The sequence below is a fragment of the Alicyclobacillus tolerans genome, from assembly GCF_900142255.1.
GTDB lineage: Bacteria > Bacillota > Bacilli > Alicyclobacillales > Alicyclobacillaceae > Alicyclobacillus_I > Alicyclobacillus_I tolerans.
The window spans coordinates 40,218-61,615 of sequence record NZ_FRAF01000021.1 but is presented as its reverse complement, the minus strand read 5'-3'; the positions used below and the strand labels follow the sequence as shown (position 1 = coordinate 61,615).

The 21,398-nt window shown below is 45.4% G+C and carries 21 protein-coding genes and 1 riboswitch; all 21 genes read right to left on the bottom strand.

The window, feature by feature from the left end; genetic code table 11:
* Positions 1 to 396: 396 nt before the first annotated feature.
* The 21 genes from BUA75_RS11790 to BUA75_RS11690 all read right to left on the bottom strand — a co-directional run bounded on the left by BUA75_RS11790 (position 397) and on the right by BUA75_RS11690 (position 21,201).
* Complete coding sequence (locus tag BUA75_RS11790) at positions 397 to 1,542, bottom strand: MBL fold metallo-hydrolase (protein ID WP_072874802.1); 1,146 nt, start codon at positions 1,540 to 1,542, stop codon at positions 397 to 399.
* Positions 1,539 to 2,150, bottom strand: a complete 612-nt coding sequence (locus tag BUA75_RS11785; RefSeq protein WP_072874801.1) for a sulfurtransferase TusA family protein — start codon at positions 2,148 to 2,150, stop codon at positions 1,539 to 1,541. The genes BUA75_RS11790 and BUA75_RS11785 overlap by 4 nt, the downstream gene beginning before the upstream one ends.
* Before the next feature lie 28 nt (positions 2,151 to 2,178).
* Entirely contained in the window at positions 2,179 to 2,574 is a 396-nt protein-coding gene (locus tag BUA75_RS11780; protein WP_072874800.1) for a DsrE/DsrF/DrsH-like family protein, read from the bottom strand.
* Between the two features lie 31 nt (positions 2,575 to 2,605).
* The gene (locus tag BUA75_RS11775; protein ID WP_072874799.1) at positions 2,606 to 2,914 is read right to left on the bottom strand and encodes a rhodanese-like domain-containing protein; all 309 of its coding nucleotides are present in this window, start codon (positions 2,912 to 2,914) and stop codon (positions 2,606 to 2,608) included.
* A 188-nt stretch (positions 2,915 to 3,102) separates the two neighbouring features.
* A complete protein-coding gene (locus tag BUA75_RS11770) occupies positions 3,103 to 3,525 on the bottom strand; it encodes a (2Fe-2S) ferredoxin domain-containing protein (RefSeq protein ID WP_238413649.1) in 423 nt (140 codons plus the stop codon).
* Positions 3,526 to 3,554: 29 nt separating this feature from the next.
* A complete protein-coding gene (cobT, locus tag BUA75_RS11765) occupies positions 3,555 to 5,324 on the bottom strand; it encodes a nicotinate-nucleotide--dimethylbenzimidazole phosphoribosyltransferase (protein WP_072874798.1) in 1,770 nt (589 codons plus the stop codon).
* A complete protein-coding gene (locus tag BUA75_RS11760) occupies positions 5,302 to 6,864 on the bottom strand; it encodes a cobyric acid synthase (RefSeq protein WP_238413648.1) in 1,563 nt (520 codons plus the stop codon). The genes cobT and BUA75_RS11760 overlap by 23 nt, the downstream gene beginning before the upstream one ends.
* A 5-nt stretch (positions 6,865 to 6,869) precedes the next feature.
* Positions 6,870 to 8,255: a cobyrinic acid a,c-diamide synthase CobB gene (locus BUA75_RS11755; protein ID WP_072874796.1), complete on the bottom strand. Its 1,386-nt coding sequence runs from the start codon at positions 8,253 to 8,255 to the stop codon at positions 6,870 to 6,872.
* A complete protein-coding gene (locus BUA75_RS11750) occupies positions 8,252 to 9,283 on the bottom strand; it encodes a cobalt-precorrin 5A hydrolase (RefSeq protein WP_083574315.1) in 1,032 nt (343 codons plus the stop codon). The genes BUA75_RS11755 and BUA75_RS11750 overlap by 4 nt, the downstream gene beginning before the upstream one ends.
* A gap of 64 nt (positions 9,284 to 9,347) precedes the next feature.
* Complete coding sequence (gene cobM, locus BUA75_RS11745; RefSeq protein WP_072874794.1) at positions 9,348 to 10,142, bottom strand: precorrin-4 C(11)-methyltransferase; 795 nt, start codon at positions 10,140 to 10,142, stop codon at positions 9,348 to 9,350.
* Entirely contained in the window at positions 10,139 to 10,852 is a 714-nt protein-coding gene (cobI, locus tag BUA75_RS11740; protein WP_072874793.1) for a precorrin-2 C(20)-methyltransferase, read from the bottom strand. Before cobI ends, cobM begins: the two co-directional genes overlap by 4 nt.
* On the bottom strand, positions 10,842 to 12,095 hold the full coding sequence (locus tag BUA75_RS11735) for a bifunctional cobalt-precorrin-7 (C(5))-methyltransferase/cobalt-precorrin-6B (C(15))-methyltransferase (RefSeq protein WP_072874792.1): 1,254 nt from the start codon (positions 12,093 to 12,095) through the stop codon (positions 10,842 to 10,844). Before BUA75_RS11735 ends, cobI begins: the two co-directional genes overlap by 11 nt.
* On the bottom strand, positions 12,085 to 13,179 hold the full coding sequence (locus tag BUA75_RS11730) for a cobalt-precorrin-5B (C(1))-methyltransferase (protein ID WP_072874791.1): 1,095 nt from the start codon (positions 13,177 to 13,179) through the stop codon (positions 12,085 to 12,087). Before BUA75_RS11730 ends, BUA75_RS11735 begins: the two co-directional genes overlap by 11 nt.
* A 15-nt stretch (positions 13,180 to 13,194) precedes the next feature.
* On the bottom strand, positions 13,195 to 13,848 hold the full coding sequence (locus tag BUA75_RS11725) for a precorrin-8X methylmutase (RefSeq protein WP_072874790.1): 654 nt from the start codon (positions 13,846 to 13,848) through the stop codon (positions 13,195 to 13,197).
* A gap of 11 nt (positions 13,849 to 13,859) precedes the next feature.
* Complete coding sequence (gene cobK, locus BUA75_RS11720; protein WP_072874789.1) at positions 13,860 to 14,630, bottom strand: precorrin-6A reductase; 771 nt, start codon at positions 14,628 to 14,630, stop codon at positions 13,860 to 13,862.
* Positions 14,631 to 14,645: 15 nt separating this feature from the next.
* A complete protein-coding gene (gene cobJ, locus BUA75_RS11715; RefSeq protein WP_072874788.1) occupies positions 14,646 to 16,313 on the bottom strand; it encodes a precorrin-3B C(17)-methyltransferase in 1,668 nt (555 codons plus the stop codon).
* A gap of 19 nt (positions 16,314 to 16,332) precedes the next feature.
* Positions 16,333 to 17,091 (bottom strand): uroporphyrinogen-III C-methyltransferase, encoded by a 759-nt coding sequence (gene cobA, locus BUA75_RS11710; RefSeq protein ID WP_072874787.1) that lies wholly within the window; start codon positions 17,089 to 17,091, stop codon positions 16,333 to 16,335.
* 31 nt (positions 17,092 to 17,122) lie between these two features.
* Positions 17,123 to 18,049 carry a sirohydrochlorin chelatase gene (locus tag BUA75_RS11705; protein ID WP_072874786.1) on the bottom strand — a complete coding sequence of 309 codons (927 nt, stop codon included), beginning with the start codon at positions 18,047 to 18,049 and terminating at the stop codon, positions 17,123 to 17,125.
* 181 nt (positions 18,050 to 18,230) lie between these two features.
* A riboswitch (cobalamin riboswitch) is annotated at positions 18,231 to 18,409 on the bottom strand.
* Positions 18,410 to 18,611: 202 nt separating this feature from the next.
* Complete coding sequence (locus BUA75_RS11700; RefSeq protein WP_072874785.1) at positions 18,612 to 19,463, bottom strand: SPL family radical SAM protein; 852 nt, start codon at positions 19,461 to 19,463, stop codon at positions 18,612 to 18,614.
* 283 nt (positions 19,464 to 19,746) lie between these two features.
* Positions 19,747 to 20,772: a Delta(5) desaturase DesA gene (desA, locus tag BUA75_RS11695; RefSeq protein ID WP_072874808.1), complete on the bottom strand. Its 1,026-nt coding sequence runs from the start codon at positions 20,770 to 20,772 to the stop codon at positions 19,747 to 19,749.
* Positions 20,773 to 21,006: 234 nt separating this feature from the next.
* Entirely contained in the window at positions 21,007 to 21,201 is a 195-nt protein-coding gene (locus BUA75_RS11690; RefSeq protein WP_072874784.1) for a cold-shock protein, read from the bottom strand.
* Positions 21,202 to 21,398: the final 197 nt, after the last annotated feature.

Below are 21,398 nucleotides of genomic sequence, written 5' to 3'. Positions count from 1 at the left end.
CAGGTAGTATGACCTCTGCTGACTTCTGTCCGTTCAACGTTTCCTTTCAGAAACGCTTACCAGCATCGCTGGCGTGCCGGACAGACCTCCCCGGGTAAGAACGTTGTCTTTCCCTCCATCTACCCGCTCCATTTACTCTCGACAGCCTTCGGTAGCAAGGGCTTTGTCTTGTTTTGCAGACTCACCCAACTGTCGCTAGCCTCGATTGGAGTTCGTGAACCTCGGGTCGGAGGTTTGCCGCCGCCTTCCTTCAGATTCCACCTCACGGTGGACACCCTTGGCTTAAGCTAATGGCTACTGCTACCTTCACCATTCCGGACTCTCACCGTAGAGACAACGCCCATGCCGGGCGCACAAAAGAGTCCTATACAGGGTATTTACCCTGTATAGGCTATCTCAACCATGAACTGCACAGCGATTCGGTCCAATTTCCATTTCACTCTGCTCGCTCTCTGAAGGCGTTAGTTTTCCCATATTCGTAAGGCGAATTTCTTGATACGCATTTGGTTGAGCAGGCAAATTTTCCGTAACCGCTTTGCGAAACTCTGCTTCATCATCAATCTGCAATCCCGCATTGGTTTGATAGAGTTCTTGCAAGGGAGCAGCGACTCGTCCCTTTTGATCCATTTCGCTAGAGTCAGCATAGTGAGCTGGTAATACCATCAGGCGTTGGTTTAACTTTTTATATTTATCGTATAAAGTATTGCGTAAATCTCCTGCCCAATCTCCTGCCTTACCCGCTAGGTCGGGACGTCCAATGGATTGGACAAAGAGAATATCCCCCGAGAGCAAATAAGCATCGTCAACAATCAGCGAAGTACTGCCAATCGTATGTCCAGGAGAATAAATCGGGTGAATTTTAACAACCGTACTTCCCACCAGCAGATCATTTCCTTCTTCTAACGGATGAAAATGGAAAGTAGCCTCCATAGCGTCTTTAGGTGGCAGATAATAGGCTGCCCCCGTTTGTTCAGCAAGCCTTCTTCCGCCTGAAACGTGATCGGCATGCAAATGAGTATCAATGGTATATTTGATTTTCACACCTTGTTCCTTGGCGAAGTTCAGATAAGGTTCTATCATTCGAGCTGTATCTATAATAGCTGCCTCACCATCGGAAACAATGGCATAAGACAAGCACCCTTTACCAACACGAACAAATTGATAAATAGAACCTCCGGATTTTAAATCACCAATTTTGACCGGATACAGGTATTCACTCCAGGATTTCATGCCGCCCTGTAGATAATAAACCTGTGATATACCTGCAGCTACTAACTGTTCCGCAACATAGACAGATGAACCTTCTTTGGCGCATACCACTAAAATAGGCTGGTTTTTAGGTAGTTGATGAAGAATAGGTTCAACTCCATCTATGAGATCAAAATAAGGAACATTGATAGAAGTCACTTGATCTCCTTCTATTTTCCAATCCAAGTACGCTTCTGGATTACGCACGTCCAGAATGAACAAAGGCTCAGCTGACAATATTTTCCCAAAAACATCAGCTGCTGTCATGCTGCTGAGTTCGGGTGTGATACTCATGATTCTTTCACCTCCGTTGTTTCTATTGGTCCTTGCCATTCTGACATACCCGGTTTGACGTTAAAGACATGCTGGAAGCCATGTTCACTTAAAATGTGACAAGCCATATCACTGCGTTGCCCTGTACGGCAAATCACTAACACTTCCTGATCAGCAAATGATTTCAGTTGAGGGATTTCCTCTTCCAATTTTCCAAGCGGAACAAGACGAGCACCTGGAATATGACCAAAGGCGTATTCCATGGGTTCACGAACATCCAAAAGAATGGGGTTGGCCTCCAGCCGCTTGCTTAATTCCTCATTCGATATCACATGAGGAAACTTTGTATCTGGTTTTACTTCGTTTGGATCAGATTTGCGAATATAGTGTCTGAAAACTTTATCTTCCGAAGTCGTGGTTCCCAAAAACTGATGACCTGTGCGAATTGACCAACTCTTCATATCTGCAACGGATCCTGGATCGGTAGCTATGACTTCCAGTACTTGACCAGCCTCAATCTCTTCAATAGCTTTTTTGGTGCGAACGATAGGCATTGGACAAGACAAACCTTTGCAATCAACAATCTTATCTACGGTAAATGAGTTCACGGATTTATTTCCCTCCACCATTTTTTATCTCAAATTGTATCTTTTTCAATTAAAAGGTTACGGTAACGTCAGCGTCATAAGCAAAATCCAAGAAAGTTACCGCTCCGCCAACTTCAACGCCATCAATGAAATCTTCTTTTTTCAATCCCGCTACATCCATGGTCATTTGACAAGCTATCAATTTGATACCACTCTCCAGAGCCATCGCAAGCATTTGCGAGACAGGTGGAATATTAGCTGTTTTAAATCCTTCTTCGTAATGTTCATTGCCTGGCGCAAACGATAACATCTGTTCTGAATTCTTATGAATGATTCCCAGACCATCAAAAGTAAAGAAAATCGTTACTTCTGCATCTGTTGCTGTAGCTGCCATTGCAATATTCAATACCTTATAAGCCGTTTCAATACCACCACTAGAAGCAATAATTGCAACCCGTTTTCCCATTTAGCATTTCTCCTCGCTAAAAAGATTTCAATTATTCAACATCCCAATTCCAACCAAGCATGCCGCCCATCATATTTTTTACTTGATAGCCTTGGCCAATGAGAAATTGACAAGCCTGCATACTTCTGCCGCCGCTTCTGCACACCATAATGGCTTCTTTACGTTGGTCGATCTCGTTCAACCTGTGCGGCAATTGCGACAAAGGTATATTTTTCGCTCCTGGAATTTTTCCTGTAGCAACTTCACTTGGTTCCCGCACATCAATAATCTGCAGTTTTTCCCCATTTTTTAATCGCTGTTGCACATCAAGAGGAAGTATGTTCTGCACTTGCTGGGTCATGGAACTCACCTCCGCTTTATACTTCATTGTTTCCGTGGCATCTCATTCGATGCACGTATTTGTCATAAGCATGAAGTTTTATCTATTCTTCATACCCAACAGGGTATAGTATATAAAGTGGCAACAGCTATGTCAACAATACCCCGAAAGGTATATTGGCAAAGCTGTGTCCATACGGTACTTAGTGTCTAAAATCGTTCAAATTGATACATCAGCAATGCATCTGGTATAGGTGCTGGTTGTCCAAGTTCTCTCGTCATCTCTGCCCAAGCCAATAATTCTTCATAAGGATCGTCTGTCGTAATATTCCCAAACCAGAACTGTCTATCTGGTGTCCAAATACTGACTACATTCAATACATCGCAAGGCCCAAGACAGCCTGTAATTGTCAATTGGACCGTTTTTAGCAATTTTCGTTCTTTCCATGTTTTCTTTAACCAATCGAGTGGTATGCTCGGCTTGCCTTTATCCGTTCGTCCACAGCAACATCCTGAACAGACAAACACCTGTGCCAGTATCAACCTTTTAGTCGTTGGCCGTACCCATACTTCTAATTGTTCTTCACGCAAAACGACCCATTCCTCTCCCTTTATCTTTCCACCAATCAGCATCTTACATCCTGAAAATTTTCACCCGTAAATTAACGCTGACTCTTTCCCCAAACATTTTCAAAGACTATATCTTCTAGAGGCAATCGGTTCCCCCAACCTACACGTTCAAGAACAGGGATTTCTGGAAAATGCGGAGTATACCCCATCGTAAGTAAAGCTACCGGATCGACCGTATCTGGAATTTCAAGAATTTCCCTTACGTCTGCCTTTTGATACATACTGACCCATCCAATAGCAACCCCTTCAGCTCGAGCAGCAAGCCACATGTTCTCAATAGCACAGGCGGTGGACATTAAATCCGTTTCAGGAATGGTATTTCGCCCAAGAACAGGTTTGTCACTTTTATTTGGATCATTTGTTACGCAAATGGTTAAAGGAGCTTGCAGCAAGCCTTCCACTTTGAGACGAAGATAGTGCGCTTGTTCTAAATCCAAATAGTTTTCAGCCGCCCGAACCCGCTCTCGTTCAACCACCTTTTGCAACTCCTGAAGTATCCGTTTGTCACGAATAACAATAAAATTCCAAGGCTGCATATAACCAACGGACGGTCCATGATGAGCAGCCAGCAAAATTCTCTGCAGTACGCTATCCGGTATAGGATCTGGCAAGAAAACACGTATGTCGCGACGTGCCAGTATGGCTTTATAAACAGCAGCCTGCTCTTCCTTGTTAAAATCCAACTGGATAGGCGTGAATCCAATCTTACCAGCTTCATGCTCTACGTTTGCTGCCATTTCTGATGTTTCCTGTTGAATACGATGCGGATGACTTACTCGAGCATCCGTAAATGTGGCTGTCTCCGCCATAATATGACAAGCTAAACGAATCATAGGAAAGCTCAACAGGGCACCAGAGCCTTCACCTAACCGCATGCCTATATCCAGAAGTGGCCTCAAACCTAACTTTTGCAAAACCAAACGATGTCCCGGTTCGGCAGAAACATGAGAGGCCAGCAAATATTCGCTCGATCTCGGTTCTACCTGAACCGCCCAAAGCGCTGCTGTACAGGTAATAAATCCATCCAGAACGACAGGTACGTTTCTCTCAGAGGCAGCCCAAATGACTCCTGCAATCGCTGCGATTTCAAATCCACCCAATCTGACTAATATATCCCAATCGTTTTGAATGAAAGGGGAATGCAAGGTTACAGCTTTGGAGAGTACTTCAGATTTTTTGGCCAATGCATCATCATTCAGACCCGTTCCCCTACCAAGTACCTCCGAAATCGAGCATTGGAGCAATTGAGCGGCCATGGCACTCGAAGCAGTTGTATTGCCAATGCCCATCTCACCAACCAGAATCACATCATGACCTGCATGGATAAGCTGATTGGCAAATTGTTTGCCAGTCTCGACTGCCTGTTCTGCCTGCTGACGAGTCATAGCAGGTTCAATGGCCAAATTTTTTGTACCTAAATCAACTTTACAAACATGAGCTGCAGGGTGACGAACTCGACTGCGCACTCCAACATCCACAACCGTAATGGGAATTTCCTGCTGGCGAGCCAATACACTGCTGACAGCTCCTCCCATGCAGATATTGACTACCATTTCTTCAGTAACTTCATCCCCATACGCAGAAACACCTTCTCTAGTAACACCGTGATCGGCCGCAAACATCAACAACGCTGGACGCTCCAGTTTGGGTATGACTCGCCCTGTGATACGAGCTAAGCGTGCAATCAGATGCTCTAATTCTCCTAAACTGCCGAGTGGTTTGGTTAAATCTCGCAAACGGGCGTGTGCTCTTCGTTCTGCCCATTCACCAAGTTGGGCTTTATTGAGAAAGGAATGACTCATTGGGCTGCTCCTCTTCCCATTGAATGATCTCGTAAAGCTTTTCCATATCCATATTCTCTCTCACAACTGCCGCTAATCGATCGAAGGCTTGTGAGCGAACCTGATCTATAGACCAATTCGACGCTTCCGATGGAGTAAGTCCAAAGTGTTGACGAAGCATGGACAACCACTTCTGACGAAAAGAGTCGTTATGAAAAATACCGTGAAGATAGGTTCCAATGACTGTTCCATCCTCATTCATGGCGCCATCCTTACGGTTATGACCATCCGAGATTTCTTGAATCACGGCAAATGGAACATATTTACTTGTGCCGATACTCTCTCCCATATGTATTTCATAACCACGCACAGAAATGGTAGAAAAGATATTTTGCAGTTCTCCATGAACGAGTACGGTTGTTTTGACATCCTGAAGTGTAGTTATGATGGGTAGAAACCCGAAACCAGAACAAACTGGAACTTGCGACTCTTGTCCGCCAGGATCGCGTACTTCCTCTCCCAGCATTTGATATCCCCCACATATGCCAAAGAAGAATACACCCTCTTCACGTTTTTGGCGGATCACGTTAGCAAATCCTGTTTCACGCAACCATTGAAGGTCATCGATAGTATTCTTGCTTCCCGGTAAGATAATCGCATGGGGACTACCAACTTCTTCTGGTTTTCGGCAAAAGTAAACGTGCACCGTCGGATCAAGAAAAAGCGGATCGAAATCTGTAAAATTGGATATATGTGGAACTTGAATCACTGCTATGTGTATTGAATCTTGACTTAGATGAGTGCTCTGCTGCAGTCGATAGCGAGATTCATCGAGCGCTACGGAATCTTCTTCATCAATCCCCAAATCCGGAATATGTGGAATCACACCCAATACCGGTACGCCCGTATATTCTTCCAACATCCGTACTCCGTCCTCAAATAAACTTCTGTCACCGCGAAACTTGTTGATGAGTATTCCTTTCACTCTCGCCCGTTCACTGGCGTTGAGCAGTTGCAACGTCCCTACAAGCGAGGCGAATACCCCGCCTCTATCTATATCCGCTACCAGCAGTACAGCTGCGTCTGCCAGTTCAGCCATTCGCATATTCGCAATATCTCTGGGCTTTAAATTCATTTCAACAGGGCTACCCGCCCCTTCAATCACCAGCAATTCATGACGCATAGCGAGATACTGGTAACTCTCCACAACGGCGTCCCAAATTTCACGAGTACGTTCAAGAAAATACTCTCGCGCAGACTGGGTTTGATAAACCCTGCCCTGCAATACGATTTGTGATTTTTGCCCTCGGGTTGGCTTGAGCAATACGGGATTCATATGTTCATTTGCGGGTATCCCGCAAGCTTCTGCCTGCACAGCCTGTGCTCGACCAATTTCTCTCCCTGTCGGTGTCACTGCTGAATTAAGGGACATGTTTTGTGCTTTAAAAGGAGCTACGCGCAAACCCTCTTGCGTCAAAATTCGACAGAGAGCCGTACATAGAACACTTTTCCCAACATTAGAAGATGTACCCATAACCATTAAATGTTTAGCCAATTTCACTCCCCCTACCCTAACTTTCGATAACGTCTGCAGGCGGTAATGAAACGCTCTACCATGCGAGGATTAGAAGCAAAATGTAAATGCGTATATGCAGCAAGCAAATTGCCTTTCGCATATCCTTCCGTCTTTTTTCCGCGCATTCCAGACGACTCGTAGGCAAAGGACCACTGTTCATTGATATCAAGTTTTATCGTTGAATAATGAAATTCATGTCCACGCGCATGTTCACCAGCAGAGAGTAAGAGTGTATCTTGCAAAGCTGTCACCTCTCTGTAACCCAAAGCCGCCAGTTTAGGTTGCATTTCCACACTAGCGGGTATGGCCCCCGTCATGTCGTATACAGCTCCTTGTCTATCCTTAATAGAACCCGTGAGATACATATACCCCCCGCATTCTGCAAAAACAGGTAACCCATTTTGGAGAGCACGCTGTAAGCTTTGACGGACTTCTTCCTGACGACTCAGTTCAGCAGCAAATTCTTCTGGAAAACCACCACCAATATAGACACCATCGGCGTTCTCTGGAACCTTTTCGCCACGCAATGGACTGAATTCAACCAGACGAGCACCATACCATTCGAGTAACTCCAGATTTTCTGGGTAGTAAAAATTAAAAGCGCTATCTTTGGCTATAGCAATGGTGACTAACGGTTCCCGTTTTTTACCCGCAAACAACACAGGTGGAACAGAAGGTAACTCTTCTGCTTCTTGAGCTATTTTCAAGATACTATCAACATCAACAGTGGCTTCTATAGCATCTGCAAGCGCATCAAACAACCCAGACATCTCACCACGTTCTAGAGCTGGAATTAGACCTAAATGACGTTCAGGAATTTGCAGTACGGTATGTCTACCAAGATAACCCACAACAGGAATACCACACATTTGTTCAATCGCTGCTTTGACCAATTCGAAATGTCCGACACTGCCAACTTGGTTGACAATAACTCCTGCGAGTGGCACATCGGGATCCAATTTTTGAAAACCAAGAACCATAGCCGCCGCGCTTCGAGCCATACTGGACACATTTAAAACCAGCAAAACAGGCGCCTTTAACAAGCAACTCATTTCTGCGGTGCTTCCAAGATTGGATAGCGGATCTTTTCCGTCATACATTCCCATAACACCTTCAATGACGGATATATCCGATCCTCGACTTCCACGTTCAAACACTTCCTGTACAATGCTTGGTGTCATCATCCAAGTGTCCAGATTGCGAGAGACTCGACCTGTAACCACTGAATGATAGCTCGGATCAATATAGTCAGGTCCAACTTTAAAACCCTGAACTTGCAACTTACGTCTTCTCAGCGCCGCCATAAGACCTAAAGTTACGGTTGTTTTTCCTGCTCCACTCTGGGTTCCAGCGATGACTATACGTGGCTGTCTCATAACGAACCCCCTTTTTGATGAGGAACGAGACAAACAGACACGGTTACATTACCGCTGCGCACTTTCTCAACTATCCAGTCTTCTGCTCCTGAGGAAAGTCGTGCTGCTGGCTCACATACTCCATACGTTCCTACATATTTAAAAACCGTTTCAGATGGGTTTGGAATAGGTACTTGGTTCAGTTCTTCAGCTGTGTATGTAACAAGCGGCCAGTTGTTTCTCTGACAGACTTCGAGTAATCCCGGTTCATCTGCCTTCCGATCTATGGTTGCTAAGTTGCGCACACTCAAAATGGAAAGGCCGACCTTCTGAAGTGTCTCGGCAATCACTTGTTCAATTTCAGCAGCTTCCGTACCACGATTGCAGCCAACGCCTAGAACCACAACTTTAGGGCGATAGAGAACACCTCTTTGTAAAAATGTTTGCGCCTCTTCTGCGCTGAGAAGCCTTGGGGTAATGAGCAGAGCCGCATCGAATGGCTGTTGTTTGGCATCCTCAATGCTATGCAAAACGGAAATATAGCCTGGCAGAGGTTGAGAATAAGGCCACCAGTCTGTTTCCCCTGCTTCTTGGACAATCAGTATCCGCTCTTCATTGACAACCGCGGCACTCACGGGTGTCACATTCTCAAAATTTTCGATACTCCAACCGTAAGCACGCCCGAGTAAATCCACGGCAACGGTCTGCCCAACATCTGAAGCGGTCGTAATCACAGGACGAGCCCCCAAGGCATGGGCAACACGATGCGTCAAATCGTTTGCGCCTCCCAAGTGTCCAGAAAGAACACTGATCACGTGCTCAGCGCGATCGTCAATCACGACTACGGCTGGATCAGTTTTTTTATCTCGTAAAAGCGGTGCAATCAATCGCACCATAGCTCCTAGCGAGAAGATGCCAATCAATCCGCTGTAACTCGCAAATAATGTAGGAACATGCTGGACGACAGAACCGGAAAATACCTTAATATCTCGTGAGGATTCATCGCCTCGGGCAAATTTCTCTGGATAATACACATCGACATCAGCCATCTTCTCCTGAAGTTGACGTGCAATGGCTGTCCCGTGCTTGGTAATAGCCACGACCGCATAAAGCTTAGTCAACCGCTATCACTCCTTTGCGGTATCTGTGAGTGAAAGACGGATCGTACAATTTTGACTTGTGTTGACCCTGGTCCGGCAAATCTGGATCAAGCGCCCAACCGGCAAGAATCATAGCATGACTAGAAATGTGCGCATCACCCATTGCACGAACCAGTCCAGAAAGTGTCGTACGAATGATTTTTTGATCTGGCCAAGTAGCTTTTTGGACCACTGCGACAGGCGTATCAGGCTCCCATCCAGCCAGCAAAAATTCATCGACCGCTTTCTTCGCCAGCGTTGCACTGAGGTAGAGTGCGACTGTGCAATGATGATTGGCCAATTCACGCAGTTGTTCACCTTCGGGCATAGGTGTGCGCCCGCCCATACGAGTCAGAATGACCGTTTGGGTGAGATCAGGCACAGTTAATTCAGCGCCAACGGCCGCAGCTGCCGCAAAGACCGAACTGACTCCGGGAACTATCTCGTAAGCCACGGTTGCTTTACGAAGCAAGGATATTTGTTCTAAAATCGCGCCAAATACAGAAGGATCTCCTGTATGCACACGTGCCACACTTTTCCCTTCCCGAACTGCTTTTACCATAAGATTCACAATCTCTTCCAGAGACATTCCCGCACTTTTGTATATATCAGCTTCTGGCTTGGCATACTTGATAAGCTCATCCCGTACAAGACTGTCTGTATAAAGCACCACGTCAGCTTGTTGTAAAATTCGCATGCCTTTTACGGTAATTAACTCGACGTCTCCAGGCCCTGCACCCACAATGTATACCTTGGCTTGTAGTGTCATTTTCTCACCACCATAAGAGTCAGATAATTCAAAGAAGAACCTTGGAGTTCTCGTACATTTTTCCAGATCCGTTCTCCTGAAGAGGTCACTTTACTGCATACCATCGCTTTATCAAGAAGTTGCATATCCTCCAAAATCTCTATCATTTCATCGAGAACTTTAGCTACTTTCAAGAACACTACACAATCGTGCATTCTCAAAGCTTCGCGCATGGCCTCTTGATCGTGGTTGGCTGGAACAATAGCTACCACTTCATCGCCGTCTGCTAACGGCACCCCCAATTGACTGGCAGCTGCATTGACAGATGATATACCGGGAACTGAAACAATATTGACTTCTGGATACTCTTTCTGCATGAGGCGACTCATGTGAATAAAGGTGCTGTATAGATTAGGGTCTCCTTCTGTGACAAAGACCACATCTTGTCCTTCGCTGAGATATGACCAGACTTTGGCTACCGTGTCCGTCCAGTGTTGTTGCAAAAGTTGCGGATCTTTGGTCATAGGAAATACAAGCCCCAGCATCGTCTTTTCTGCCGGATCGACATACATTTCAACAATTTCCAGCGCATAACTCTTGCTACCCATTCTTTTGTTTGGATAAGCAATTACAGGCGCCGTTTGCATCAATCGATACGCCTTAACTGTAATGAGTTCTGGATCTCCCGGACCGACGCCTACGCCATACAAGGTACCCGGTTTAACGGACATGGTTTTCATCCTCCTCTGTTTCTGCGCGCCATGCCGTAACCAAATACACCGGATTCATACCTTCCAAGCGGGTCAAATTTAAGATAGGCTTACTGCGCGATGTCTGAACCAGTGTAATAGAAACCTGAAATCCGAGTTTTTGCAGTGTTTGCTGCGCCTGATAAAGATTTTCAATCGTTATGGCATTGACCACAATGCGACCACCAGGTCGTAGTCTCTCTGCGCAAAGAGTCAGAAGCTCAATCAACTCGCCGCCGCTTCCTCCAAGAAACACAGCATCTGGATCTGGAAATCCATCCAGTCCTTCCGGGGCTTTGGCATGGATGGCGACGAAATCGGTGCGAAATTTCACTTGGTTCTCAAAAAGGTTTTGCAAATCACCTTCATTTTTTTCCACTGCATAAACTTGCAGATGAGGTGTCGAAAGAATGGCTTCAATCGATACCGATCCAGTGCAAGCGCCGATATCCCAAAGGACTCCTCCCGGTTGTAAAGCAAGCTCCGAGAGTGCCAAGACACGAATTTCCCGTTTCGTTATCAGACCCCGATCCGGTTTACGCTGTGCAAAACTTTCGTCATCCATACCCAGTTTAAATACAGGAACTTTCGCGTTCTTACGATGCTTCAGCAACACAACGTTGAGCGGTGAAAAGTCAGTTTGGATTAAATCATCCAGAGAATACCATCCTGTCCTCTCTTGCTCGCTTCCCAAATGCTCTGCCACGAATGCGTCATATTCATTCATCTCAAACTTCTTCAGATATTCAGCAATGACTGAAGGTGTATGGACATCGTCTGTCAGCAAAGCAGCTACAGGTACGCCATGCAATTTTTGGGCTAGACCGCGTATCGACTTGCCATGCAAACTCACTACTTTTGCGGCATGCCAACTCTCTCCCGCCCTGGAAAAAGCTAGCTGAACAGAACTTAAATGAGGGATGATTTCAACGCGTTCCCGTCCTAATTTGTGGGCTAAAGTGGCTCCTATGCCGTAAAATAACGGATCACCACTCGCAAGCACGGTCACGGATTGCTGTGTAGACGACTGTTCGATTTCTTGAATCGTATCCTGCAGAGGACTACGAATAACTCTTTTTTCTCCCGGAAAATCCGGAAAGAAGGATAGTTGCCGTTCTCCGCCATAAAGGATGGCAGAAGCGGCGATCCGTTCTAAAGTACGGACGGATAATCCGGCTTTGCCATCATCCCCGATTCCTACGATTAAAATTTGCTTATCCTTCAATTTCAGCTCCTCCTAGATATTCGCCGTTCAAAGTGGTCAAATATGTAGCAATACGCATGCCACCACCAATATGCTGAAGCACTTGCTGACAACAAGAATTTGCAACTTCTTGAAAAAATTGAGGGTATCCCCACTCCACCATCCAATCACCTACTTGACTGGCTGTATTGGCTGATAGGATGCTTTCGACTTGTTGCTCAGACACACCCACTCGCCTCGCTAAATCAGCTAGAAACGAGAAATCGATGGGAGCGCTTTTGGCATGAACCATCATGATACCCTGTGCCACTTTAGAAAATTTACCCATCATTCCCACAAAGCGAATCTCTTTCATGCCTACTCGCTTGGCATGTTTAGCGGAAAAACCGACAAAATCACCCATCTCTATAAACGCTTCTATAGGCAAATCCGGAAACATCTTCATGGCGTATTTCTCGCTACGACCACCAGTCGTCAGTACCACTGTAGAGATTCCTTGTTCTTTGGCAACATTCATCGCGTAAGCAATACTCGCCCGATAGGAAGCTGTGGAAAAAGGAACGACAATACCACGCGTTCCTAAAATAGAGATTCCACCCAAAATGCCCAGGCGAGCATTTAAAGTCTTTTTGGCAATCTCTTCACCGTTGGGTACAGAGATGACCACTTTAACGCCTTGTTCAATGCCATATTCGGAAAGTACCGACTCCACTGTTGACTGAATCATCTGCCGTGGAACTGGATTAATAGCCGCCATACCGACAGGAATTGGGAGTCCCGGCTTTGTAACGCGTCCCACTCCAACGCCTCCGTCAATGTCTACACCTTGAGTCTCTGCCCAGGAAACGGTAGCCACTATTGTCGCACCGTGCGTCGCATCGGGATCGTCCCCACCGTCTTTAATGGTTGCAGCTTGCGCTTCGTTGGGCGAAAAATGGACATCATGCACTTGAAACGTCACCCATTCACCTGCCGGAATCCAAATGGTGGATTCCGATACTGGCTGCTGTTGGATGAGAGCCAGCAAGGCAGCTTTTGTACAGGCGGTTGCACATGCGCCTGTGGTGTATCCATGTCGAAGTGGCCCCTCCGGCACATCTAACATCTCAGTCAAACATCATCACCGACCCTGTGCGTCAGCAAGAATAGACAGCGCGTTGATCACAGCTACGGCAACCGGACTTCCACCTTTACGTCCTCGGTTTGTGATGAAGGGAATATCCAGTTTCATCAGTTCCTCCTTGGACTCAGCGGCTGAGACAAAACCTACCGGAACCCCAACAATCAAACTCGGCTTGGCTGAACCTTCTTTGACGAGCCGAATCAATTCAAGGAGCGCTGTAGGAGCGTTGCCAATCGCAAAGATGGCTCCATCATGTGCTTCACACGCCTTGCGAACGGAAACGATGGCACGTGTGGTATTCAGTTCCTTTGCTTTTGCGGCTACGTCCGGATCGGAAATATAGACATGCACATCTCCTCCGTATTTGACGATGCGCGGCTTACTTATACCAACTTGGACCATCTGCACATCCGCAACGAGAGCTCGTCCCTCACGAATCGCTCGAATGCCAGCTTGTACCGCATGGGGGTGGAAAACTAAACTACGTCCAAGTTCAAAATCTGCCGAAGCATGAATCACACGCTGTACTATTGGAAATTGCTCGTCCGTAAACGGATGCGCGCCCAGTTCTTCTGTAATGATTTTGAAACTTTTTTCTTCTATTTCTTGCGGCTGTGTCGTCACTGGCTGAAAATCTGTGTTAAAATTCATAACCTCGCCTCCTATGAGCTATAACGCTTGGCCACCTCTTCGAGAACAGCCTCTATAGACGAAAACGCTAAACCATAATCGAGTTTAGGCCGCCCAATCACCACAACCTCAATTCCCATATCCAGAGCAGCTTCCACTTTTTCATCCACCGCACCTGGCCCACCACTTTCTTTCGTAATCACCAAAGTAGTTCCATAATGTCGGTAAAATGCTTCATTTAATCCTTTGGAGAAAGGTCCCTGCATCGCTATAATGTTTTTTTGATCCATTCCGAGTTCGGCACATTTTTGCATATTGTCAATTCTCGGCAACATGCGGGCAACTAAACGTATATCTGGCTGGCCAAGCAATTTCTCAGTAAAAATTTGCAAGGTCTTGCTACCCGTGGTTAACATGACACTGCCTCTTTTTTGAGCCGCCACCAGAGCTGCTTCTTCGTATGTATCTACATACGTAATCAAATCATCATTGCCAAAATTTTGTCTCGATCGCTCATAGCGAATATACGGCAATTGGCATTCACTGGCCGCTGCCATGGCAGTACGGTGGGCTTCCTCTGCAAATGGATGACTCGCATCCACCACTAGGGTGCTCCCAAGTTCCTGCAAGAGAGCGGTCATCGCAGACACATCCAGCCGTCCAAACCGCGCCGGCACGCCTGCCTCTTGCAAAATTTTTGCAGCATTCTCCGTAACCACACTGGCGAGAAGCGGATAACCAGCCTTTTGTAGGGCTATAGCCAATTCACGAGCATCACTTGTGCCTGCCATAAAGAAAATCACTGGCACACCCTCCTTCTAAGAGCCACAAACCGCATCAGCCACCACAGTTTGCGGCCGATCTCGATGCATAAATCCTTCAATCTCTCCGACTCGAGCAAAAAACTTATGAAATCTCTCGTCAGGAAATGCATTTTCCCGATATGCGGAAACAATCCGCTCTAATAAATCCGGCATCTCTTCAGCCGGGATTCCCTCTGCCACTCGTTGACCAGGCGCTGCGTTGCGACCCGTTGTTTTTCCACCAAGGAAAAGATCAAACTTTCCTTTGCGAAAGACAAGTCCAATATCCTCGCTGACTGCCCCGTAACAGGACATTGCGCACCCATTAAAACCAATACGCAGTTCCTTTTCTACAGGAAGACCGGCAAGTCGCCTGGAAATTTCCTCTGCATAAGGAATCCCCTCATGCTTTTCACCGTCACAAAAATCACAAGCCTTAATTTTAATCACTTCACCCACGGGTAGAACCATCAAGCCCGCAGCACGCAAGCTTTGCACCAACGATTCCGCATCCTCTGTAACCGTGCGAAGAATTAGCTGATGCGCAGTTGTATACTCAATCTCTCCCTGCTCCCCAACTAAATCGGCGATTAAAACCAATTGGGAAGAACTAAACTTCTTGTTAGCTATCCCGGGACTGACGGCAACTTCAAAAATAGACGCACGAGGAACTGGCATCTTTGTGGCAAAGCCAGTTGAACCTGCAGCGTTTAATGAGCTTGCCTCACCCTGATGCAAAGTTTGTAAAGCGGCGGCAGCCCAATCACGAGGCGTCCGATGTTCCGACTCAGAGATGATGGATTGATTCTGCAAAGATTGGGGTTCGATACGACTTCTAAGCAGCGACTCCTGCGCGGCATTCAATGACCACGGCTCATTCTCAGGCTTGAGACGCTCTCCAGGCCGCAAGCGTTGTTCGGCTGTATCCAATGTGTATTTGCGCTGATATCCGCGTGGTGTAATCATGAGATGATCGTGGTAGAACGTTGATGAGTTACCAATAATTACAGTTGTTAACATACCAATCTCATGGTTCAACATATCATCAAGTGTTGTACGAATAACTTGTTGCCGATCTCGATAAGCGCTTTTCACCAAACCGACTGGTGTTTTCGGATTGCGGTACTTGAGAAGAATTCTCTGTGTCTCCACAATTTGCCGAGTACGCCGACCACTTTTGGGATTGTATAAAGCTATGACAAAATCTGCTGAAGCTGCAGCTTCAATGCGTTTTTCAATGATAGACCAAGGAGTCAGGTGGTCAGATAAACTGATGGTACAAGCATCATGCATGATGGGAGCACCTAAAAGAGCGGCACAAGAATTGATGGCAGAAATGCCGGGAATAACCTCAACAATCGGAAGTTCTCCCGGATGCCAGCCACGCTCAATGAGCACTTCATACACTAATCCCGCCATGCCGTACACACCAGCATCTCCACTTGAAATCACAGCTACAACCTGACCATGAACAGCCAAATCTACCGCCTTTTGTGCCCGACTGACTTCTTCCGTCATACCTGTGCGGACAATCTCTTGATGAGTCAATAAGTCACGAATTAAATCGACATACGTGTTATACCCAATAATGACTTCACTTTCCTGAATTGCCTCGCGAGCTCGTACAGTGATATGTTCAAAGCTGCCTGGTCCAAATCCAACAATCAAAATTTTACCTTCCATATGATTCCCTCCTCTCCAGTCATTGAGCTATCTCTACAGAAGGTTGAAACCATTGCAACTTCTCCCGCATTCTGACCACATCGCCAACCACTATGACTGCTGGAGCCTGCAAACGAGCTTCTTCCACCAAGAGACAGATGTTTTCAAGTGTTCCTGACACGACTTGTTGCTTGATTGTTGTTCCCCATTGAATAATTGCAACGGGTGTTTCTGGATGACGCCCACAATCTATCAGTTTCTGGACTATTTCTTGAAGATGTCCCATTCCCATCAAGATAACCATGGTTTGACCTGATAGTGCTACAGCATCCCAAGGTGTTCCTGAAGAATAGAGGCATTCATGACCAGTGAGCACGTGAAATCCCGCAGAAAGTGTTCGATGAGTCAAGGGAATACCTGCGTATGCGGGTACAGCAATAACCGAGCTAATACCTGGAACAATTTCAAACGGGATACCTTGGTCAACCAGAAACTCCGCTTCTTCTCCACCTCTTCCGTACACAAACGGATCGCCCCCTTTTAGACGGGAGACCGTAAGACCTTGCAAAGCTTTTTCCACCAGCAAAGTCTCAATTTCAGTTTGTGGAAGTGTGTGGTGATGAGCTTCTTTGCCTACATAGATCCGCTCCACATGGTTCGGCACAAACGCCATGATTTCTGGAGATACCAGTCGGTCATAGATGACAACTTCCGAACGCTCCAGACATTCTTTCGCTTTTAATGTCAACAACCCAGGATCACCCGGTCCTGCGCCTATGAGATAAACCATACCTGCCATATTTGCCCTCCTGTAATGAATAGGAAATGGGTTACTCACTATGAACCAACGAATGGTTGTGAGCTGCAGGGTGGGCATGCTCGTGTGAGTGATTGTGATCATGATCATGTGTGTGATCATGTGTGTGATCATGTGTGTGATCATGAGCATGTTCGTGCGCTGCTAGTTTGCGATATTTGCAAAGGTCGCAGTTCATGAACGCTTGCTTTGCAGCTGCTTCTTCTATGCGGTCGATCACGATGTGAAATAGGCGGGAATGCATGCCGAAGTATTCTGCCATCGATAGCGGAATGTCAGGATAAACGGTTTGTAAATCTTGCAGAACACCTTTCATCCGCTTGATAAGGACACCTGTAAACAAGAAGTAAGGAACCACTACTACACGTTTAGCACCGAGCGATACAGCGCGGTGAACACCATCGGGAAGTCTTGGGAAAGTGATTCCTGTAAAACAAACTTCAACACTCAAGACACCCGTCCGTTCCCACAACAAACGAGCTATTTTGTATAAATCACCGTTTGCATCAGGATCGCTACTGCCTCGTCCCATCAAGACAATGGCTGTTTCAGAAATATTCATTTCAGATATAGATGCTGCTTGCTCGGCAAAACGCTCACAGAGCAAGTCGACCATTTGCTCATGAAGTCCAATATTTCTGCCGTATACCATATCGACATGTGGATATTTTTTTCTGGCGGCATCAAGAAATTCGGGGATTTCCAGTTTAACATGTGAAGCAGCGAGTAGAATGACTGGGACTACAACAATACGTTCTGCTCCCTGATGAACACAAGCGTCAATTCCTTGTGGAATAGTAGGTGTGGCCAACTCCAAAAAACATGCTTCAAAATGTTGATCCGGCAATTGATGGCGCATACGTTGGACAAATTCTAGAAATTCTTCATTTCCATCCGCATCTCGACTACCATGACCAACAAGTAATGTGATTTCTTTCATGTTTAACCTCCTCAATGTTTTGCAAGCAAGAGGAGGGTTTGCAGAAACTCTTGAATGAAAAAGCACTCTTTCGAATTCGAAAGAGTGCTTGTACACGACAAAAGTCGTCCACAAACACCTCCCTATCGACCGTAGGTTCCTAGAGGAAATCTTACATATTCATGATGCTCGATTCCATCCATGGGTGTTTTAAGAAAAGGCAGGTCTCCTGGCTTAGGATCGTAGCTGTCAATTCCCTTCCCGAGCGCATGCTCAGTGGCAATGAATCACAGCTCCCCCTTACAGTGGCGGGACCGCACCGGATTTTCACCGGTTTCCCTCTTAAACTTGTCTGCGAACGAGAATGCTAAAAGCGTGGTTCCTTCATCGTTCCAAACAAAACCTTTTCTTCACTATGCAATTGTCAATCGTCTTCTTATGCATCAAATATAATCTAATCATAGGCGAACTAGTACTCCAATTTCAAGAAGAAAGAGATTTTGAGAATGTTTCTGATGTATCATCAGATAGATGGGGGTTGATTGAAGCTTTTGATAGATAGAATTGACACTTTCGACAACCCTCATTTTTGGCGCACAGAGGTAGATAAAAACGCTTCCTCTCTAGAAACAAGCACCTTATCTTGAGGAAAAAATTTTTTAAAATAATGTGCCACTTGAAGATGCAAATCGCTTTTGTACCAATCTATGAATCCATGTTCTTGAAATAACTGAGGCATCCCTAGTCTCTCTGAACGTTTGCCAAGAGAACCATCGCCTATACTCAACGTATCTATCCAAACGCGATCGACCCATCCATTTAACAATTTAGGAAAATCTGGTGTGAAGGGCAAAACAGGAGAAATGGCGGCTTGCGTTGATATTCCAGCTTCATGAATTTCTCGTAAGGCTTCCAATCGCCGTTGAATTCCCGGCGCTAAAGGAGCAAAAATTCGCTTCACATCCTCCCGATCCGTTTCCAGGGTCATAGATACCCAAACCTCACATTTCTCATTCAGTTGGACTAATAAATTTAAATCCCTGGTCACTAGCGGTCCACGCGTTTGTATTTGCAAAAAATCGGGTGGATTTTCTACCATTTGCTCCATAACAGAGCGTGTAATTTGAGCATCCCGTTCTATGGGTTGATAGGGATCCGTGGCAGAAGACATGAAAATCTTTACAGCTTTGTTTTTCTTACGCAGCTTCAACATCTCATTTCGATAATTCTCTGCTGCGTTGGTTTTCATATCCACCCAATTTCCCCAATCCAGATCTCTAAACTTTTGAATCGGCAGTTCTCTGACATAGCAGTAACGACAAGCAAAGACACATCCGCTGTATGGATTCAAGGAATGTGTAAAACCGACATCCAAATAACCTTTGGCTTCTGTGAGAATTTTCTTGGCAGCCACATTTTTAAGCTCAGCTTTCAAGCAAAACACATCCTAAACAAAAGACATCCACTCGGCGACCTCTCCAATCCAAATCGTCAGGTAATCCCGTTGATTCAATGAACGGAGATTAAGCCTTATGTGCATAGAAATAAGAGGCAATGATTAAAATGATGATTCAGAAAATTATTATACATTAAAAAGAGCCTTTCGCTGTGAAACACTCATTCAATTTGTAAAATGATAATCTAGACCCTAAAAACCCTTTATACAGAGTATATGATTGCAAAATCTCTGTATAGAGGGTTTTTTATGATAGAATGCATTATCTTTCACTGAAATCAGCAGTCCACCGAGAACTTATTGTTACACCTTTAAAGCCTACGAATTTCTTTTTCTCCTCGTCCCATAGCCTGAAACGTAAACACTTTAAACTGGAGCGCAAACCTACCGTAGTAACTTCCTGAAGATATGTGAATTGGTCATAAACACGTTGAAGATTGTAATTAGGTACTCTTGGGCCGAGATGATGAATATGGTGAAAACCAATATTTCCTGTTATCCATTGCAACACTTTCGGCAATTTATAGAAAGAACTGCCTTGAAGCGCAGCGGTCACATAATCCCAGTTTTCTGCCTGTTCAAAATAGCTGTTTTCAAATTGATGCTGAACATAAAACAACCAAATTCCCGCCAATCCTGCTAAATAAAGAGTTAGACCTTCAACCAACAAAAATCGTTCCCAACCTAAGGCCCAGCATCCGAATGCCAAAACTCCCAGCAGAACTCCATTCGTCAGGTAGGTATTGAAACGTTCTTTTCGCCCAGCTCCTTTTCTATTGAAACGGTACTGTATGAGAATCAGGAAAAGAGGACCAAGACCAAACATGATCAAAGGATTTCTGTATAGTCTGTAGAGAAGTCGTTTGCCATGAGATAGTTCTCGATATTCATTCACAGTAAGTGTCGTGATATCACCCATGCCTCTGCGGCTCAGATTTCCATTGCCAGCATGGTGTACACTGTGTTCATACTTCCAGTAGTGATAAGGAAAAAACGTGATCAAACCAATGAAAACGCCGACTATATCATTCGCCTTTCGACTTCTAAAGAAAGCATGGTGACCACAATCGTGAAAGATGATAAACGCCCGAACCAAAAAACCGGCTGCCGGAATCGTTAAGAGAATGGAGAGCCAAATAGAAATAGAAAAGCTGAGATAGGCTCCTGTCCATAATAGTAAAAGTGGCACGATGGTATTCAATAATTGCCACAAACTTTTTGAAATACTTGGATTTTGATAACTTTCTAAATCTTTTAGCCAATTATGATTAGTTTGATTTGAAAACATGGTTCTCATCTCTCTTTCTCATGCTACAGGAAACCGACTAGGTATCAATCGCTCTAATGGAGGGATACGAGGAATAGAAGGACTTGGATCATAAGAGATAGCCAATTCTACAAGATTCTTCTCTAGAAGTGAGTATACCGGAAGGTGTCGATGAAGCGCTGGTATATAAAGAGAAATGGACCGCCCTGAGCAATCATGATGAATGATTCGAGGACAGTCCATTCATAGATGAAGTTAGGCTACGTTTGCTGCTTGAGGACCTTTTGGACCCTGAACAATATCAAACGTTACACGTTGACCTTCTTCAAGAGTCTTATATCCGTCTCCTTGAATGGCGCTAAAATGCACGAAAACATCGTCTCCGCCTTCAACTTCAATGAAGCCAAATCCTTTTTCTGAATTAAACCATTTCACTGTTCCTTGATGCATCCTAAATTCCTCCGTAGTGCTCTTTTGGCACAAAATTTGTTCAATTCGTTTTAGTATAAAAACCGTTCAAATCTGCACCCACTATGAGGCGCAAAATTGAACGGCTCAGAATGTTTACACATATAAACGATCTCACTTGAACAATAAAAGCATACACCTAATCAGCCATAAAGTCAAGATAGTTGTCTCAGCAACTT